The following is a 17,625-nucleotide window of genomic DNA, read 5'->3' as shown; positions in this document are numbered from 1 at the left end:
TGGACTTGCGCCCACATATTCGGGCATGTGGCTGACCATGAGCTGGAACACCTTCGGACGCGTCTTGCGCTTCACCACCTGGGGCGAAAGCCATGGACCCGCGATCGGCGCGGTGGTCGACGGCTGCCCGCCGGGGCTGGCTCTGGCGGAGAGCGATATCCAGCCCTTCCTCGACGCGCGCAAACCGGGGCAGTCGAAATACACCACCCAGCGGCGCGAGGCGGATGAGGTGCGGATCCTCTCGGGGGTTTTCGAAGGCCGGACCACCGGCACCCCGATCTCGCTGCTGATCGAGAACACCGATCAGCGCTCGAAGGACTATTCCGCAATCGCGAACACCTATCGGCCCGGTCACGCGGACTATGCCTATGACGCGAAATACGGCTTGCGCGACTATCGCGGCGGGGGCCGCAGTTCGGCGCGCGAGACCGCGATGCGGGTGGCGGCGGGCGCGGTCGCGCGGCTGGTGCTGCCCGAGGTGCGGATCATCGCCTATGTCGCCGAGATCGGCGGCGATGGCATCGACCCTGCGGCGTTCGACCCCCAGGAAATCGCGCGCAATCCGTTCTGGTGTCCCGATGCGGGTGCGGCCAAGCGTTGGGAAGCGAAGATCGATGCGGCGCGCAAGGCCGGTTCCTCGCTCGGCGCGGTGGTCGAATGCGTGGCGACGGGCGTGCCCGCCGGCTGGGGCGCGCCGATCTACGCCAAGCTCGATGCCGACCTTGCCGCGGCGATGATGGGGATCAACGCGGTGAAAGGGATCGAGATCGGCGACGGGTTCGACGCCGCGCGGCTGACGGGCGAACAGAATGCCGACGCCATGCGCCCGGGCGAGAATGGCTCACCCGAGTTCGCCGCTAATCACGCAGGCGGCATCGCGGGCGGCATTTCCACCGGCCAGCCGGTGACCTGCCGGGTCGCCTTCAAGCCGACGAGTTCGATCCTCACGCCCGTAGCCAGCGTGGATCGGCAGGGAGAGGCAACCGAGGTGAGAACCAAGGGCCGACACGACCCCTGCGTCGGCATCCGCGGGACACCCGTGGTCGAGGCGATGATGGCGCTGGTGCTGGCGGACCACAAACTGCTGCACCGCGCGCAATGCGGGTAGAGGGCGGTCGAGCAACGGCTCATACCTTGCCCACCCATCGAGCTCGCCTGAGCCAGCCGCACTCTGCAGATCGTCGAACCCTCCGTAGATATTGGCCGCCGAATATCAGCTCGCCAAGCACCTTCATTTTGTCAACAAGCTCGTTTGTGCGGAAACCTTTGCTGATAATCTGTCTCGTGACGCTGTGCGAACCTGCAACGGCTTTCGCGCAAACTGCTGATACGGCAGATAAAGACCGAACGATGGGCGATTCCGGCTTTATCCTTGATCTGACCCTAGTCGAGAACGCTTGTGACGACGCCGACCCTGATGCGATCGTTTCCAACGAGATTGTGGTCTGCGCGCAGGTACAAGATCAAACCGAGTACGTGCTGAAAAGCCGCGAAGAGGCGAGCAATGATTATGCCGCGAGCACCATGGATGTCGGCAATCCTCAGGCACCCGACCTTTCTCCGCCACCCTGCGTACCGAGCCTGATCTCCTTCTGTCCGAAGCTTGGGGGACCTGTGCCAAGGTCAATCGAAACTGATTTCAGCAGGTTGCCCGAGGCACCAGCAGGATCAAATGCGGACAGGATATCACAAGGTCTCGCGCCAAAAGGCAATTGATAAATGTAAAGAGGACTGAGTGTCCTCGCATTAGCACTGGCTGTCGAATAACCGATCCTTCAGCTTCCCACCCGCCGGAGGCTTACACAACCAACTGTGCCGGCATACCAATCGTACCAAACGCTACGAAATCAGCGGCCGACACCTCTTTTCAAAAGTTCCGTGCCACTGATTGATAATTCCGATGTTAGCAATCGCACAATATCGCTTTTGTGCGGCGCAACACCGCCTATCTGTGACCCTTCAGTTTCACCCCAATTTTGGAGATTCTCATGGGTATCATCGGTAGTCAGCTCAAACCGTTCAAAGCCAACGCCTTCCAGGCCGGCAAAGACTTCTTCGAAGTCACGCAGGACGATATTTCGGGCAAGTGGGCGGTGTTCTTCTTCTATCCGGCCGACTTCACCTTCGTCTGCCCGACCGAGCTGGAAGATCTCGGCGAGCATTACGACATGCTCCAGAAGATGGGCGTCGAAGTCTACGGCGTCTCGACCGACACGCATTTCGCGCACAAGGCCTGGCACGACACCAGCGAGCGCATCGGCAAGCTGAAGTTCGCCTTCCTCGGCGACCAGCTCCACACGCTCTCGAAGAATTTCGACGTGCTGCGTGAAGACATGGGCCTCGCCGATCGTGCGACCTTCGTCATCGATCCCGATGGCGTGATCCAGATCATGGAGCAGACCTGCGAAGGCGTCGGCCGCAATGCCAACGAGCTGACCCGCAAGATCAAGGCCGCGCAGTATGTGCGCAACAATCCGGGCCAGGTCTGCCCCGCAGCCTGGGAAGAAGGCGGCGAGACGCTGGCTCCCTCGCTCGACCTCGTCGGCAAGATCTGATCATCCGGATCTGAATTGATACCGCGGCCGCCATTGCGATGGCGGCCGCGAAGCGCCCGGGTCTTGCCCGGGTCGCTGGAAGGCCCGGGGCGACCCTCCCCCCCTCCCGTTCCGGGCCTTTTTGCTTTTCCCTCCCGGCTTTCGCCAACAGGATTTGCCATGCTCGATGCCAATCTTACCCAGCAGCTGAAGACCTATCTCGCCAATCTGCGCGAACCGGTCGAACTCGTCGCCTCGCTCGGCGACGATGCCAAGTCGCAGCAGACGCGCGAGCTGATCGAACAGATCGCCGTGTTGCACGACGATGTGAGCGCGAACTTCGACGGTACCGACGAGCGCAAGCCCAGCTTCGTGATCCGCCGCGCCAGCGATGCGACCAAATGGGTCCGCTTTGCCGGGCTGCCCACCGGGCACGAGTTCACCTCGCTGGTGCTGGCGCTGCTGTGGGCCGGCGGCCACCCGCCCAAGGTCGATGCCGACCTGATCGAGCAGGTCCGCGCGCTCGAGGGCGATTACAATTTCGAGATGTATTTCTCGCTGTCGTGCCACAATTGCCCCGATGTGGTGCAGGCGCTGACGCTGATGGCGCTGGAGAACCCGCGCATCACCGCCACGCTGATCGAAGGCGGCACCTTCCAGGACGAGGTCGAGGAACGCGGCGTGATGGCCGTGCCCGCGACCTTCCTCAACGGCGAAAGCTTCTACAACGGCAAGATGGAGCTGGCGGAAATCCTCGCCAAGCTCGACAGCGGCAGCGGCGCCAAGGCCGCCGAAAAGCTGTCCGCCAAGGAGCCGTTCGAGGTACTGATCGTCGGCGGCGGGCCCGCGGGCGCGTCCTCGGCGATCTACACCGCGCGCAAGGGTTTCCGCACCGGCATCGCCGCCGAACGCTTCGGCGGACAGCTCCACGACACGCTGGGGATCGAGAACCTGCCGGGCACGTCCTACACCGAAGGGCCCAAGCTGGCCGGCCAACTCGAAACCCATGTCGGCGAATACGAAATCGACCTGATGAACCTAGCCAATGCGGTCAGCCTTGTCCCGGCCAAGGAAAAGGGCGGCATGCATCGGATCGAGCTTGCCAACGGTGCCAAGCTGGCTTCGCGCAGCCTGATCCTTTCGACCGGCGCGCGCTGGCGCAATATGGGTGTTCCGGGCGAAGCCGAATACCGTAACAAGGGCGTCGCCTATTGCCCGCATTGCGACGGGCCGCTGTTCAAGGGCAAGCGCATCGCGGTGGTCGGCGGCGGCAATTCGGGCGTCGAGGCGGCGATCGACCTGGCGAAGATCGTCGGTCATGTCACGCTGATCGAATTCGACACCAAGCTGCGCGCCGACGAGGTGCTGCAAGCCAAGCTGCGCAGCCTCGACAATGTCGAGATCATCACCTCGGGCCAGACCACCGAGATCACCGGCGATGGCAGCAGGGTCAACGGCCTGGTGGTCAAGGATCGCAATTCGGGCGACGAGCGGAGCATCGAACTGGCCGGCGTTTTCGTCCAGATCGGGCTGGTTCCCAACACCGAATGGCTCAAAGACAGCGGTCTCGAACTCTCCAAGCATGGCGAGATCGTGATCGACGAGGAAGGCCGCACCAATTTGCCGGGTGTCTTCGCGGCGGGCGATGTCACCACCGTGCCCTACAAGCAGATCGTGGTGGCGATGGGCGAAGGCTCGAAGGCCGGGCTCTCGGCTTTCGACTACCTCATCCGCAACGAGCCGGTCGAGGACGTGGCGCAGGCCGCCTGACGAGTTCAGCCTCGAGAATGCAAAGCGCCGCCATCCCCTGAGGGGTGGCGGCGCTTTTCGCATGGCAGGCACTGTTCGCCGCACCATCGCTTCAGGCAATCAATTCGACCCATTTAATCGATTGGACGAATGATCGCCCAGCCGTCATTCTCCTCTGGTAGCTCGGGTACGTCCTGAGTCGATTGAAGATTTTTGAGGAGAGAGCCCATGGATGCGAAGACAGGTGATATCAGCGGTGGATGCCCCTTCAATGGCGACGGAGGCGTTCGCGCCCTGCTCGGCCGGACCAACCGCGACTGGTGGCCGGATGCACTCGACCTGCACATCCTCACCCAGAGCGGCACTTCGCCCGATCCGATGGGCGAGGATTTCGATTATGTCGAAGCCTTCAACGTGCTCGATTACAAGGCGCTCAAGCAGGATCTGACCGCGCTGATGACCGACAGCCAGCCCTGGTGGCCGGCGGATTACGGGCATTATGGTCCGTTCTTCATCCGCATGGCCTGGCACGCGGCGGGTACCTATCGCACCGGCGACGGTCGCGGCGGTGCCAGCAGCGGCCAACAGCGGTTCGCCCCGCTCAACAGCTGGCCGGACAATGGCAATCTCGACAAGGCGCGGCGCCTGTTGTGGCCGATCAAGCAGAAATACGGCCAGCACATCAGCTGGGCCGATCTGTTCATCCTTACCGGCAATGTCGCCATCGAATCGATGGGTGGCCCGGTGTTCGGCTTTGGCGGCGGCCGCAAGGATGTCTACGAGCCCGAAACCGACATCTACTGGGGCTCGGAAGAAGAATGGGTCGACCAGGGTGTCGAAACCCGCATCATCCCCGATGAAGGCAAGGCGCTGGAGAACCCGCTCGCGGCGATCCAGATGGGGCTGATCTACGTCAATCCCGAAGGTCCCGGCGGCGACCCCGACCCGCTGGGTTCGGCGCGTGACATGAAGGAAACCTTCGGTCGCATGGCAATGAACGACGAAGAAACCGTCGCGCTGACCGCTGGCGGCCACGCCTTCGGCAAGTGCCACGGCGCGGTCCCGGTCGACGGGATGAGTGGTGCGCCCGAAGGCGAAGGCATGCATTTGATGGGCTTCGGCTGGAGCACCGATCCCGAAGAAATCGGCAAGGGCCACATCACCACCTCGGGTCTCGAGGGCGCCTGGACGCCCAACCCGACGCAGTGGGGCGGCGACTATTTCCGCCTGCTGTTCAAATATGAGTACGAGCTGGTCAAGAGCCCGGCGGGTGCCCAGCAATGGCAGCCGATCGACCCCGATCCGGAAGACATGGCGCCCGATGCGCGCGATCCTTCCAAGAAGGTGCCGACGATGATGACCACCGCCGACATGGCGCTGAAGATGGACCCCGACTATCGCCGGATTTCGGAGCGTTTCCGCGACGATCAGGCAGCACTCGACGACGCCTTCGCGCGGGCATGGTTCAAGCTGTGCCACCGCGATATGGGCCCCAAGATCCGTTACATGGGTCCAGAGGTTCCGGCCGAGGATCTGATCTGGCAGGATCCGGTTCCCGCCGGTACGCAGGCTTCTGATGCAACCGCTGCTTCGTTCAAGTCCAAGGTGCTCGACAGCGGGCTCGGCGTGACCGAGCTGGTCAAGGCGGCCTGGGCCTCGGCCTCGACCTATCGCAAGTCCGACCATCGTGGCGGCGCCAATGGTGCACGGGTGCGGCTGGCCCCGCAGAAGGACTGGAAGGTCAACGATCCGCAGGAATTGTCCAAGGTACTCGCCAAGCTCGACGAGCTGCGCGGCGACCTGTCGATGGCCGATGCCATCGTCATCGCCGGTTCGGCGGCGGTCGAGAAGGCGGCGAAGGATGCCGGCTTCGATGTCAACGTGCCCGTCACCACGGGTCGCGGCGATACAACGGACGAGCACACCGATGCCGACAGCTTCGAACCGATGGAGCCGTTCGCTGACGGTTTCCGCAACTACCTCAAGACCAGGGCGAGCGTGAAGACCGAGGATCTCCTCATCGATCGCGCCAGCCAGCTCGGCCTTTCCATCCCGGAAATGGTGGTGCTGGTCGGGGGCCTGCGGGTGCTGGGTGCCAACCATTCGAGCGCGCCGACAGAGGGCGTTTTCACCGATCGGGTCGGCCAGCTCACCAACGACTTCTTCACCAACCTGCTCCACATGGGCACGGTCTGGGAAGTCATCGACGAGAGCGGCGACGAGGAATTCGTCGGGCGCTGCCGTCTGGAGGGCCACGAGAAGTGGCGCGCCACGCGCACCGACCTGGTGTTCGGCTCCAACTCGCAGCTGCGTTCGGTGGCCGAAGTCTATGCCGAGAACGGCCACGAGCAGAAGTTCGTGACCGATTTCATCAAGGCCTGGACCAAGGTGATGAACGCAGATCGTTTCGATCTGAGCTACGCCAAGTACCACGCGTAAGCCTGCGCGCCGCGCGATTGCGAATCGGCCCCCGGCAGCGATGCCGGGGGCCTTTTTGTATGCGACCTGCAGCATCGCTAAATGCGATCCAGACGAACGCTTTTCTCGCCAGCTGCCGGTGGAACGTAGCTGGCTGCGCGAACGTTCTTGGTATGAACTCCCGACATTATCGAAAGGCGTCGCCATGGCCGACAAGAGCATACCCCCCACCACCACCGATGCAGGCATTCGTGTCCAGTCCGACGAGCATTCGCTCACGCTCGGCCCCGATGGTCCCATCGTGCTTAACGATCACTATCTGATCGAGCAGATGGCCAACTTCAATCGGGAGCGTATTCCCGAGCGCCAGCCGCACGCCAAGGGTTCGGGCGCATTCGGACATTTCGAAGCCACCGCCGACATCACGAAATACACCAAGGCCAGGTTCTTCCAACCCGGCACCAAGACAGACGTCGCCATGCGGTTCTCCACCGTGGCGGGCGAGCGTGGCAGCCCCGACACCTGGCGCGATCCGCGCGGCTTTTCGGTCAAGTTCTATACCGAAGATGGCAATTTCGACATGGTCGGCAACAACACGCCAATCTTCTTCGTGCGCGATCCGATGAAGTTCCAGCACTTCATCCGCAGCCAGAAACGCCGCGCGGACAACGGCCTGCGCGATCACGACATGATGTGGGATTTCTGGACGCTCAGCCCCGAAAGCGCGCATCAGGTCACCTATCTGATGGGTGATCGCGGCGTGCCGAAGAACTGGCGCGAGATGAATGGCTATGGCAGCCACACCTATATGCTTATCAATGAAGACGGCGAGAAGTTCTGGGTCAAATGGCATTTCCACACCGATGTCGGTGGCATGAGCGGCAACGCCCATCTGACGCAGGATGAGGCGGTTAAGACAGCCGGCGAGGATAGCGATTATCACCGCCGCGACCTGTTCGATGCGATTTCCGACGGCGATTTCCCGAGCTGGACGCTTAAGTTCCAGATCATGCCCTACGACGATGCCAAGACCTATCGCATCAACCCGTTCGACCTCACCAAGACCTGGCCGCACGAGGATTACCCGCTGATCGAGGTAGGCAGACTGACGCTCAACGAAAACCCCGTCGATTGGGATACGCAGATCGAACAGCTCGCGTTCGAGCCGAACAATATGGTGCCCGGTCTCGGCCTGTCTCCGGACAAGATGCTGCTGGCCCGCGGCTTCGCCTATGCCGATGCACACCGGCATCGCCTCGGCGTCAATTACAAGCAGATCCCGGTCAACGCCGCGCGCAATGCCCAGGTCAATTCCTACTCGCGCGCGGGCGCCATGCGGACGGTCAACGCGGTCGATCCGGTCTATGCACCCAATTCCTACGGCGGCCCCGCGGCTCAGCCCGAGGTCGGCGGCGAGGCGACGTGGTACGCCGATGGCGATATGGTCCGACAGGCCTATACCTTGCGCGAAGACGATGATGACTGGAGCCAGCCGCGCGCCCTGATCAACGAGGTGATGGACGGCGCGCAGCGGGACCGGTTCGTCTCCAACGTTGCCGGGCATCTGGCCGATGGGGTCAGCGAAAGCGTGCTGATCCGCGCCTTCAAGTATTGGCGCAACGTGGACGATGCCATCGGTGAGCGTATCGAAAAGACGGTGCGCGACAAGATCGGGGGCCGGTCCAAGGCGCCCGGCATGGCCAGCGCCAAATCGATCTCGGACGAGGGCCAAGCAAAGCGGCCGAACAAGTCCTAGCGTTCGCGCTTGAGAACGATCGTGAGCGCACCGTCCCCCCCGTGGTGGCGGTGCGCTTTGCGGATGGCGGCGATTGCGCTGCCGTGTTCGCTGGCGGCGAGCCAGTCGAGCACCTTGGCGCGGATTGCGCCGCGCATCTGGCCGCGATCCGCCGGATCGACCGGACGCGACTTGCCCGTCACCAGCAGCACAGTGCGCGCATTCATCGCCCGCGCCTGCGCCACTCCGCTCATCAACCGCATATAGGCGGCGTCGAGCCCCAGACCGTGAAGGTCGAGCGTGAAATCGGGCGCCACCGTTCCGGCCTTGAGCTTGCGATCCCAATGCGAATCGAGATCACTGCTTTTTTTGGCCGGGGGTTTTGGCGGCAGGCGAACCGGCTTGCGCTGCGAAGGAAGTTTGGGCGCAGCGGATTTGGGTGATGGCGGCGGCGGGCCCGCGCGCTTTTCGACGACGGGGGGCGGCGGTGTGCTGGCTGGCTTGAGCTTCCGGGGGACCAGCGGGGTCACCGTTTCGGCAACGCGGTGCCAGGCTTCCGCTTCTTCGTCGGTCAGCCCGCGCGGGGGACTCATCGCCCGGTGAGGCGCGCCACGACACCCTTCGGCAGCAGCACCAGCGCGCTGCCGCGGCCGCTCATTCCCCCGGCGATCTCGCGCGCATCCCCGCCATTGCCCCAGAAGGTATCGAAGCGATTGGCGCCCTTGATCGCGCCGCCGGTGTCCTGCGCCACCCACAACCCGTTGGCCACATCGCGGTCGAGATCGAGCCACACCGGCGCGCCAAGCGGTACGAACAGCGGATCGACTGCCACCGAAGCCTCGCGGCGCACGGGGATCTCCAGCGCACCGAGGGGGCCGTCGGTGGTCAATTCGCGGAAGAATATCCAGCTCTTGTTGAGCCGCATCAGATCCGCGCCCGCCTCGGGGTAATCGCGCAGATACTGGACGATGCCCTGCATCGAACCGGCGTATTGCCCCGGCCCGTCGCCGAGCAATCCGCGCTCGCGCATCACGCTGCCGATACCGACATATTCGCGCCCGTTCTGCCCGGCATAGCCGATCCGCATCCGCGTGCCGTCGGGCAGCCGCAGCAGGCCCGAGCCCTGGATCTGGAGGAAGAAGAACTCGATCGGATCGGCCGCCCAGGCGATCTCGAGCCCGCGCCAGGCGAGCGCACCCTGCTCGATTTCGGCGCGCTCGTAATAGGGGACGAAATTGCCCGCGGCATCGGTGCGCCCGAGCGGTGCGCGCCCTTCGCGCTCGCTCTGGGCCATGTCGGTCGGCCAGCCGCGAACGAGATCGGGCGGCATGCGATAGACCGGAACCGTGTAGCCGGGGCCCGGTACGCGGCTGCCGAGGATCTCCGGCTCGAAATAGCCGGTCGCGAAGGCGCGCCCGTCGCCCACCTGCACAGTCTCGAAATGGGTGGCGAAGAAGCGCGCGGCATCGCTTGCCGGCCATGTCGTGGCGGCCTCGCAGGCGGGGCGCCAGTCGTCACGCTGGGTCAGCCCGCTCTGGTCGGTGCGGATCAGCAGTTTGGGGCAGGATTCGCGAAACCCCGACAGCGCGGAGGACGCATCGTTCTGGCCCAATCCAAGAGAAGCGATAGCAGGACCGGCCGTGATGCCTGCGAGCGCAGCACTCTCTGCGAGGGTTCCAGGCACGGACGGACCGGGTACGGAAACGGTGCGGACGCAGGCGGCTAGCAGCGCAAGCGCAGCGACGGCGAGTGAAGAGCGGAGGATGCGCATGTTCTCACCGGTTCCCATCGTCGTCTTCCGCAGGGTCTTAAGCAGCTACGCGTCAACCCGGATTCATTGGCGCCCGAAGATCAGTCCTGATCGGTTTCGTCGAGAATCCAGTTGGGTTCGGGCGAATCCACGTGACGCGCGAAGGTCCAGATGTCGCGGCTTTCGACCGCATCGTCGAGCGAACCGGCGATCACCGTCTCGTCGCGATCGCGGGTCACTGCGGCGATGTCGGCCACGAACAGCACCGCAACGCGTGCCACGCGCCCGTCGAGTTCGGCGGATTTGATAGTCGCGTTCTCGATCCGGACAAGCCGGTTGGCGAGCGTCTCGCCCGCTGCCTCGCGGGCATCGATCGCGCCAGCAAAGCTTTCATAGACATCGTCGTCGCACAATTCGCGCAAGGTCTCACGATCGCCTTCCCAGAAGGCCTCGAGGATCATGCCATAGGCACCCTTGGCCCCGTCGAGAAACGAGACGATGTCGAAGCGCGGATCGGCACCGGCAATCGCCCGCACGCCCGCCTCGGTCCCGGCGGGAACCTCTGCCTGGCGCAATTGCACCGAAGACTGCACGGAGCGCGCCGATTCATCGGAAGTGTGGCGATCTTCGCCACGTTCGATGCGGCGGGGCACGACCTCTTCCTCGTGTTCCGCACGGCGACCGAGCACCGAATAAAGGCGCAGGCCGAGAAAGGCGGCGACGGCGGCGAGGATGACGATTTCCAGTATCACGTAACAAGCACCTGCAGTTTTGGCCCGATCGAACAAGCGGCGCGGGCCCGAGATTTTCGTAGCTTACCCCTGCCCTACATAGGTGTAAAACTCAAATGGACAACACGCCGCACGGCTTCTTCCCGCCGCTTTGCGGGCCCGCCCCGTCCCGTGCAGCGCAGTTGCCGCACAGATTGGCAGGTGCTACGCGCGCCACCGAACCGGTGCCGGGCCCAACCAGCCGCCCGCGACAGGTACCGCAGCGCCAACACTGACACGAAAGACTACGCATCATGGCCGACGAAGGCGATATCCTCACCGACATCAATCCCGATCCCGCAGCCGGTGCCAACGGCGCGGATAATCAGCCCGCCGCCGGGATGATCTCGCAATACGTGAAGGATCTCTCGGTCGAGAACCCCAATGCGCCGGCCTGCTTCCAGTGGACCGACCAGCCGCAGATCGATCTGCAGTTCAACATCGGCGCGACCCCCGTCAGCGGCGAAGTGCACGAAGTCGAGCTCAAGGTGAACATCACCGCCAAGGGCGAGAAGGGCAATTTCTACCTCGTCGAACTGAGCTATTGCGGCCTTGCGGGCCTGCGTAACCTGCCCGACGAGCATGCCCATGCCTTCCTCTATGCCGAAGCACCGCGCATCCTCTTCCCCTTCGCCCGCCGCGTGATCGCCGATGCGACCCGCGATGCGGGCTTCCCGCCGCTGATGATGGAGCCGATGGATTTCGGCGCGCTCTACCAGCAGCAGCTCGCCGCGCGCGCTCAGCAGCAGGGCGAAGGCCAGGAGCCCCTGCCCGGTGGCAACGCCTGACGGCGCGCTGATCAGGGCTCGGGCGTGAGCCTGCTCAAAAACGTCGGGACGATCGGCGGGCTGACCATGGTCAGCCGGGTCGCCGGCATGGCACGCGAGATGATCTTCAGCCGCGTGCTCGGCGCCAATGCGGTGACCGACGCATGGTTTCAGGCGTTCATCATTCCCAACGTCTTCCGGCGGCTGTTCGCCGAGGGCGCGTTCTCGGCCGCCTTCGTGCCGATGTTTTCCAAGCGCCTCCACGGCGACGGCGGGCTCGAAGCAGCGCGCAGCTTCAGCGACGATGTGCTGAGCGTATTCCTGCCGGTGCTCATCGCGCTGACCGCCATCCTGCTGCTGGCGATGCCGGGGGTGATCTGGCTGCTGGCGGACAAGCCGATCGATCCGGGCGAGTTCGGCATGGCGGTCGATTTCGCGCGGATCATGTTCCCCTATATCGTGCTGGTGAGCCTGGTGACGCTGTTCACCGGCATGCTCAACTCGGTCTCGCGCTTCGCGCCGGGCGCGAGCTTTCCGATCATCCTCAACATCGTCCTGATCGCCGCGCTGCTGCTGGGCGAAAGGTGGATGGCCGTCACCGGCGCCAGCGTCGAACAGACCGCTTATGGCATCGCCTGGGCGGTGACCGGCGCGGGCGTGATGCAGTTGGTGTGGCTCTATGTCTGGGTCCGGGTCGAAGGATTCCGTCCCAAGCTTTTGTGGCCGCGTCTGACGCCCGAAGTAAAACGGCTCGGCGTCATCGCGCTCCCAGCGGCGATCGGCGGCGGCGCCTATCAGATCAACACGCTGGTGCAGCTCTATTTCCTCAACCAGCTCGAGAGCGGTTCGGTCAGCTACATGAATTACGCCGACCGGCTGAACCAGCTGCCGCTGGGTATCATTGGCATTGCGCTGAGCACCGCGATCCTGCCAACGCTGTCCAAATTCGTCGGCGCCAAGAACAAGGAGGGCGCCGACCGGGTGCAGTCCGATGCGATCGAGCTGGCGATGCTGCTGACGATCCCGGCGGCGGTGGCGCTGGCCATCTGCGCGACCCCGTTCGTGACGATGATCTTCCAGGGCGGACGTTTCGATCTGGCGGATGCGGCGGTGACCGGCAATGTGCTGGCGGTGCTCGTGCTCGGCCTGCCCGCCTATGTGCTGGTCAAGGTGCTGGTGCCCAATTTCTACGCCCGGGCGGACACCAGGACTCCCGTTGTGGCCGCGTTTATTTCGCTGGGGGTTTTTGTCACGGCCTGTGTGCTGAACCTCGGCATTTCGATCGGCGGCTCGCTTGATCTCTGGCTGTTGGCGTTGCCGCTGCCGACGATTGTGCTGGAGGGAATGGGCTACGGGGTTCCCGGGATTGCTCTGGCCAGCGTCGTCGGCGCATGGATCAATGTAACCTTTTTGGTGGTCGTCCTTGCCCGGCGTAGGCATTATGTCGCCTCCGCCGCGCTGGTATTGCGGATCGCGCGCCAGCTGGTCGCCGCCGCAGCCATGGGGGCGGCGCTGTGGTTCGCGCGCGACCTGCTGACCGGCTATTTCGCCGCCGGGCTCATCGAACGGCTGTTCGCTCTGGCGGTGCTCGTCGGCTGCGCCGCAGTGGTCTATTTCGGAGTGGCCTTTGCCGTCGGCGCGATCGACCGGCAACGGATCGCTACCCTCACCAAGAAGAAGGCTCCCTGATATCATGCGCGTCGTTTCCGGCATCCAGCCCACCGGCAATCTCCACCTCGGCAATTACCTCGGCGCGATCCGCAACTGGGTGCGGATGCAGGACGAGATCACCGCCGATGGCAACGGCCGCGCTCAAGTAGCCGGAGGCGGTAGCGCACCAAAGAACCAGTGCCTGTTCTTCCTCGCGGATCTGCACGCGATCTCGCAGCCGCATGTTCCGGCCGAGCTTTATCGTGGCTCGCTGGAAATGACCGCCGCGCTGGTCGCCTGCGGGATCGATCCGGCGCGCTCGATCCTGTTCAACCAGGCGCAGGTCCCGCAGCACGCCGAACTGCAATGGCTGCTCAGCGGCACAGCGCGGATGGGCTGGCTCAACCGCATGACGCAGTGGAAGGACAAGGCCGGCAAGAACCGCGAGGGCCAGTCGGTCGCGCTGTTCTCCTACCCGGTGCTGCAGGCCGCCGACGTGCTGCTCTATCAGGCCACGCACGTGCCGGTGGGCGAGGACCAGAAGCAGCATCTCGAGCTGGCGCGCGACATCGCGCAGAAGTTCAACAATGATTTTGCCCCCAGGAACGAGAATGGCGAGGATGTGCCAATCTTCACCCTGCCCGAACCCTTCATCCCGCCGGTCGCGGCGCGGATCATGAGCCTGCGCGATGGCTCCGCCAAGATGAGCAAATCCGATCCGTCGGATCTCAGCCGCATCGACCTCTCGGACGATGCCGAGACCGTGATGCGCAAGATCAAGAAGGCCAAGACCGATCCCGAACCGCTGCCGGGCGAACTGGCCGGGCTGGTGGGCCGCCCCGAGGCGCTCAACCTCGTCACCATCTACGCAGCGGTGTCAGATCGCAGCGCCGAAGACGTGCTGCGCGAATTCGCCGGGCAAGGGTTCGGCGCGTTCAAGCCGGCGCTGGGCGAATTGCTGGTCGAGACGCTGCGCCCGATCTCTCAGCGGTTTACCGAACTGCTCGAGGACCGCGAATCGCTCGACGCCATCCTGGCAAAGGGCGCCGCGCGGGCGCGAACGCTGGCGGGCCCGACGCTCGACTCCGTCTATCGCGCGCTGGGCCTGGTAAGGGCCTGATCTCGAAAACCGGTGGAGTTAACCAAACGTCTGATTTGCCACACATTCAATCGTGGTTCAGGCCCGATGGTTTACACCCTGATCGAATGCTGACAGCGTATCGTTGCAAACCGGCTGCATGCGGCGAGTCAGCCTCGAAAGGATACCACCATGACCACCCCGAACAAGGGTTGGGGGCGCACCATCAAGCTGGCCTCCGTTCCCATCATCCTCGCCAGTCTTGCTGCCTGCGCAACGCCTTTCAAGGCCGATGTCTCGCGCTTCCAGACGCAGCTTCCCGCACCTTCGGGCGAGAGCTTCGCCGTGGTGGCGGACGATCCGGCGCTGGCAGGCGGGCTCGAATTTGCGATGTACGCCGATCGGGTCGAAGAGCAGATGCAGCGTCTCGGCTACGCGCAGGCCGCTTCGCCCGAGGCCGCCAGCCTGCTGGTCCGCTTCGATTACAGCGTCGATAATGGCCGCGAACGAATCCGCACCACCGGTTTCCGCGATCCGTTCTACGATCCCTGGTATGGCTACAGCCGCTCGCGCTTCGGCTATCGTTCGCCCTTTTACGGCAGTCGCTGGGGCTATGGCTTCAACGATTCCTGGTTCGGCGGACCAGAGGTTACCAGCACGACGGTCTACACCAGCGGCATCGATATGAAGATCGACCGCGCCGCGACCGGCGAACGGCTGTTCGAAGGAAGGGCCGAGGCCATGTCGACTTCGGACCGCCTGCAATATCTGGTGCCCAATCTGGTCGAGGCCATGTTCACCGATTTCCCAGGCAGTTCTGGCGAGACGGTGCGCATCTCGATCGCTCCGGAGAAGACCACGGTGCGCCGGATCGACTGATCGGCCAATCAAATCGCAAAATAAAAGGGCGGCCCCAAGGGTCGCCCTTTTTGTGTGCCTTGTGGCCCAGATCAGCCCAGCTTCGCGTGTCCGCCGGTCGAGCCGAAGCCGCTTTCCCCGCGGTCGGTCGAATCAAGATCGCCGACCTCCTCCCAGCGCGCGCGGACCACCGGGGCCAGCACGAGCTGCGCGATCCGGTCGCCCCGCTCGATCGCGAAGACTTCCGTGCCGTGATTTATCAGGATGATCTTCAACTCGCCGCGATAATCGGAATCGATCGTTCCGGGCGCGTTGGGTACGCCGATACCATGCTTGAGCGCGAGGCCCGAGCGCGGCCGAACCTGGATTTCGAACCCCTCGGGGATCGCGAGCCCCAACCCGGTGGCGACCGCATGCCTTGCGCCCGGAGTCAGTTCGACCGCTTCGGCGGCGACGACATCCATTCCCGCTGCGCCTTGCGTGGCATAGGCGGGCAGATCGAGCCCTGCGCCATGAGCCAGCCGCTTGATGCGCACGCCGACCTGGTCAGTCATCGCCATCGCCATCGTCCTTCGCCGCCAGCGCGTCGGCTGCGCGGCGCATCAATTCGCGCGCGACATCCCGCTTCGACATCGGCTCGAGCGTCTCGACCCCTGCCTCGGTGACGATCTGGACCTGATTGTTGTCGCCGCCCATCACCCCGCCATCGCCGGTATCGGTGACGTTGTTGGCGATGATCCAGTCCGCTCCCTTGCGCTTGCGCTTGGATTTGGCGTTTTCGAGCAGGTTCTCGGTCTCGGCGGCAAAACCGATCAGCAGGGTCGGGCGGTTGCGGCCCGAAGCCACCGTCGCGAGGATGTCGGGATTCTCCGAAAGGATCAGCGCCGGCGGGGCCGAGCCACGCTTCTTCATCTTCTCGTTCGCCACATGGCTGCTTTTCCAGTCGGCAACCGCAGCCACCATAAAGGCGATATCGGCTGGCAGCGCCTGCTTGACCTCGGCAGCCATTTCCTCAGCGCTCTCGACATCGATGCGGTCGACCCCGATCGGCGTGGGCAGGTGTACAGGGCCCGCAACCAGCGTCACCCGCGCGCCGGCACCCGCAGCCATCGCGGCGATGGCGAAGCCCTGCTTTCCAGAGCTGCGATTGGCGAGATAGCGAATCGGATCGATCCGTTCCCAGGTCGGCCCGGCGGTAACCAGCACATGCCGACCATAGAGCGGACGATGGTTGGGATCGGAATCGAAATCCGGCTGTCCTGCGAGCGGGTCGGCGCCATCGTCTGCAGGCGGATCTGGCCAGGCGCCGTCGTTCGCACCCGCAAATTCGAAGTCGATCGCAGCCGGATCGGTCAGTGGCGCGGCGGCGGCCTTGCCCTTGCTTGCCAGCAACGGACCGCCGAAATCCGGTTCCGGAGCGTGGTCATCTTCCGTATTCCCGGAATCGAACCATGGATCGTCCAGAGGCCCGCGCTCGGGCAATGCCTCGAGTTCGGCATCGATCTCGGCATGCGAGCGCTTTGTCGTGCTGCGCGGGATAAGCGCGGATAGCAGCGAATTCCACGCGCCCTTGCTCTCGACCTCGGGTTCTGGCTCGAGCGCTTCGGCACCGAGATCATCTCGTTGGGCCTCGCGCTGGCGTGCAGCCACCGAGCCTGCGGCGGTGAGAGCGGTCGATAGGCCAGTATCGATGTCGAGATCGAGATCGAGATCGAGCTGCTTGGCGATTGCCCGCAGAACCTCGGGCGGCTCGGGCAGTCGTCCCGGGCCGTATTCGCCGCAGGCCATCGCGCCCTCGTCGGGCTCCATCACCTCGACGCCCGCCTGGCGCAGCCATCCCACATTGCGGACTGTTGCCTGGTGCTGCCACATCCGCACGTTCATCGCCGGCACGGCGAGCACCGGCTTGTCGGTCGCGAGGATCAGCGTGGTCGCCAGATCGTCGGCAATCCCCGCCGCCATCTTGGCCAACAGGCTCGCCGTCGCCGGGCACACAACGACCAGATCGGCCTGCCGCGAAAGCTGGATATGCCCCATCTCGACCTCGTCCTTGAGATCGAACAGCGAGGTATAGACCTTGTTCTCGCTCAGCGCGGCGAGCGCCATCGGGGTGACGAACTGCTGCCCGCCATCGGTCAGCACGCAGGTGACCTCGCCGCCTGCCTTGCGGATGAGGCGGACGAGCTCGCAGGATTTGTAGGCCGCGATACCGCCGCCGATTACCAGCAATATGCGCGGGCCCGTCATCGCGCGCCCGCTGCTGCCGCAACCACCCACTGCGCGTCGGGCGCGGTTCCTGTGCTGTCCCATCGTCTC

At 64.1% G+C, this 17,625-nt stretch carries 15 protein-coding genes; 10 read left to right on the top strand and 5 right to left on the bottom strand.

Annotated features, from left to right (window positions below; translation table 11 throughout):
* The first annotated feature begins 37 nt into the window (after positions 1–37).
* The 6 genes from aroC (at position 38) to A9995_RS09445 (ending at position 8,457) form a co-directional block, all read left to right on the top strand.
* Complete coding sequence (gene aroC, locus A9995_RS09465) at positions 38–1,108, top strand: chorismate synthase (RefSeq protein WP_067612601.1); 1,071 nt, start codon at positions 38–40, stop codon at positions 1,106–1,108.
* Between the two features lie 242 nt (positions 1,109–1,350).
* Positions 1,351–1,716 carry a hypothetical protein gene (locus A9995_RS16665; protein WP_168157376.1) on the top strand — a complete coding sequence of 122 codons (366 nt, stop codon included), beginning with the start codon at positions 1,351–1,353 and terminating at the stop codon, positions 1,714–1,716.
* Between the two features lie 272 nt (positions 1,717–1,988).
* Positions 1,989–2,555, top strand: coding sequence for an alkyl hydroperoxide reductase subunit C (gene ahpC / locus A9995_RS09460; RefSeq protein WP_067612071.1), 567 nt, complete (start codon positions 1,989–1,991; stop codon positions 2,553–2,555).
* A 159-nt stretch (positions 2,556–2,714) separates the two neighbouring features.
* Complete coding sequence (gene ahpF, locus A9995_RS09455) at positions 2,715–4,304, top strand: alkyl hydroperoxide reductase subunit F (protein WP_067612068.1); 1,590 nt, start codon at positions 2,715–2,717, stop codon at positions 4,302–4,304.
* Between the two features lie 207 nt (positions 4,305–4,511).
* Positions 4,512–6,722, top strand: a complete 2,211-nt coding sequence (gene katG / locus A9995_RS09450; protein WP_067612064.1) for a catalase/peroxidase HPI — start codon at positions 4,512–4,514, stop codon at positions 6,720–6,722.
* Between the two features lie 184 nt (positions 6,723–6,906).
* Complete coding sequence (locus A9995_RS09445; protein ID WP_067612062.1) at positions 6,907–8,457, top strand: catalase; 1,551 nt, start codon at positions 6,907–6,909, stop codon at positions 8,455–8,457.
* On the opposite strand, the gene A9995_RS09440 is transcribed toward A9995_RS09445, so the two are convergent.
* The 3 genes from A9995_RS09440 to A9995_RS09430 all read right to left on the bottom strand — a co-directional run bounded on the left by A9995_RS09440 (position 8,454) and on the right by A9995_RS09430 (position 10,938).
* Positions 8,454–9,029, bottom strand: a complete 576-nt coding sequence (locus tag A9995_RS09440; RefSeq protein ID WP_067612059.1) for a Smr/MutS family protein — start codon at positions 9,027–9,029, stop codon at positions 8,454–8,456. The genes A9995_RS09445 and A9995_RS09440 overlap by 4 nt on opposite strands.
* Positions 9,026–10,225 (bottom strand): murein transglycosylase A, encoded by a 1,200-nt coding sequence (locus A9995_RS09435; protein ID WP_067612057.1) that lies wholly within the window; start codon positions 10,223–10,225, stop codon positions 9,026–9,028. Before A9995_RS09435 ends, A9995_RS09440 begins: the two co-directional genes overlap by 4 nt.
* Positions 10,226–10,287: 62 nt before the next feature.
* Positions 10,288–10,938: a Tim44/TimA family putative adaptor protein gene (locus A9995_RS09430; RefSeq protein ID WP_067612055.1), complete on the bottom strand. Its 651-nt coding sequence runs from the start codon at positions 10,936–10,938 to the stop codon at positions 10,288–10,290.
* A 272-nt stretch (positions 10,939–11,210) separates the two neighbouring features.
* Here A9995_RS09430 and secB point away from each other — a divergent pair, with 272 nt between their 5' ends.
* The 4 genes from secB to A9995_RS09410 all read left to right on the top strand — a co-directional run bounded on the left by secB (position 11,211) and on the right by A9995_RS09410 (position 15,330).
* On the top strand, positions 11,211–11,744 hold the full coding sequence (gene secB / locus A9995_RS09425) for a protein-export chaperone SecB (RefSeq protein ID WP_067612053.1): 534 nt from the start codon (positions 11,211–11,213) through the stop codon (positions 11,742–11,744).
* Positions 11,745–11,768: 24 nt separating this feature from the next.
* On the top strand, positions 11,769–13,412 hold the full coding sequence (murJ, locus tag A9995_RS09420) for a murein biosynthesis integral membrane protein MurJ (protein WP_067612050.1): 1,644 nt from the start codon (positions 11,769–11,771) through the stop codon (positions 13,410–13,412).
* 4 nt (positions 13,413–13,416) lie between these two features.
* Positions 13,417–14,493: a tryptophan--tRNA ligase gene (trpS, locus tag A9995_RS09415; protein ID WP_067612048.1), complete on the top strand. Its 1,077-nt coding sequence runs from the start codon at positions 13,417–13,419 to the stop codon at positions 14,491–14,493.
* 150 nt (positions 14,494–14,643) lie between these two features.
* A complete protein-coding gene (locus A9995_RS09410) occupies positions 14,644–15,330 on the top strand; it encodes a DUF4136 domain-containing protein (protein WP_067612045.1) in 687 nt (228 codons plus the stop codon).
* Between the two features lie 71 nt (positions 15,331–15,401).
* Here the strand turns inward: A9995_RS09410 and dut are convergent, their stop codons facing one another.
* Positions 15,402–15,863, bottom strand: a complete 462-nt coding sequence (gene dut / locus A9995_RS09405; RefSeq protein ID WP_082992640.1) for a dUTP diphosphatase — start codon at positions 15,861–15,863, stop codon at positions 15,402–15,404.
* The gene (locus A9995_RS09400; protein WP_067612042.1) at positions 15,856–17,556 is read right to left on the bottom strand and encodes a phosphopantothenate--cysteine ligase family flavoprotein; all 1,701 of its coding nucleotides are present in this window, start codon (positions 17,554–17,556) and stop codon (positions 15,856–15,858) included. Before A9995_RS09400 ends, dut begins: the two co-directional genes overlap by 8 nt.
* Positions 17,557–17,625: the final 69 nt, after the last annotated feature.

Origin of the sequence: Erythrobacter sp. QSSC1-22B (genome assembly GCF_001678665.1) — a bacterium.
GTDB lineage: Bacteria > Pseudomonadota > Alphaproteobacteria > Sphingomonadales > Sphingomonadaceae > Qipengyuania.
The sequence above is the reverse complement of the archived record's forward strand: the minus strand, read 5'-3'. Positions and strand labels throughout refer to the sequence as shown.

Excerpts from the sequence above, each read along its gene's own strand:
- A9995_RS09435 (WP_067612057.1), bottom strand. The coding sequence starts at position 10,225 with ATGGGAACCGGTGAGAACATGCGCATCCTCCGCTCTTCACTCGCCGTC.
- A9995_RS16665 (WP_168157376.1), top strand. The coding sequence starts at position 1,351 with ATGGGCGATTCCGGCTTTATCCTTGATCTGACCCTAGTCGAGAACGCT.
- dut (WP_082992640.1), bottom strand. The coding sequence starts at position 15,863 with ATGACTGACCAGGTCGGCGTGCGCATCAAGCGGCTGGCTCATGGCGCA.
- aroC (WP_067612601.1), top strand. The coding sequence starts at position 38 with ATGAGCTGGAACACCTTCGGACGCGTCTTGCGCTTCACCACCTGGGGC.
- A9995_RS09410 (WP_067612045.1), top strand. The coding sequence starts at position 14,644 with ATGACCACCCCGAACAAGGGTTGGGGGCGCACCATCAAGCTGGCCTCC.
- A9995_RS09445 (WP_067612062.1), top strand. The coding sequence starts at position 6,907 with ATGGCCGACAAGAGCATACCCCCCACCACCACCGATGCAGGCATTCGT.
- A9995_RS09400 (WP_067612042.1), bottom strand. The coding sequence starts at position 17,556 with ATGACGGGCCCGCGCATATTGCTGGTAATCGGCGGCGGTATCGCGGCC.
- trpS (WP_067612048.1), top strand. The coding sequence starts at position 13,417 with ATGCGCGTCGTTTCCGGCATCCAGCCCACCGGCAATCTCCACCTCGGC.
- secB (WP_067612053.1), top strand. The coding sequence starts at position 11,211 with ATGGCCGACGAAGGCGATATCCTCACCGACATCAATCCCGATCCCGCA.
- A9995_RS09440 (WP_067612059.1), bottom strand. The coding sequence starts at position 9,029 with ATGAGTCCCCCGCGCGGGCTGACCGACGAAGAAGCGGAAGCCTGGCAC.
- ahpC (WP_067612071.1), top strand. The coding sequence starts at position 1,989 with ATGGGTATCATCGGTAGTCAGCTCAAACCGTTCAAAGCCAACGCCTTC.
- ahpF (WP_067612068.1), top strand. The coding sequence starts at position 2,715 with ATGCTCGATGCCAATCTTACCCAGCAGCTGAAGACCTATCTCGCCAAT.
- katG (WP_067612064.1), top strand. The coding sequence starts at position 4,512 with ATGGATGCGAAGACAGGTGATATCAGCGGTGGATGCCCCTTCAATGGC.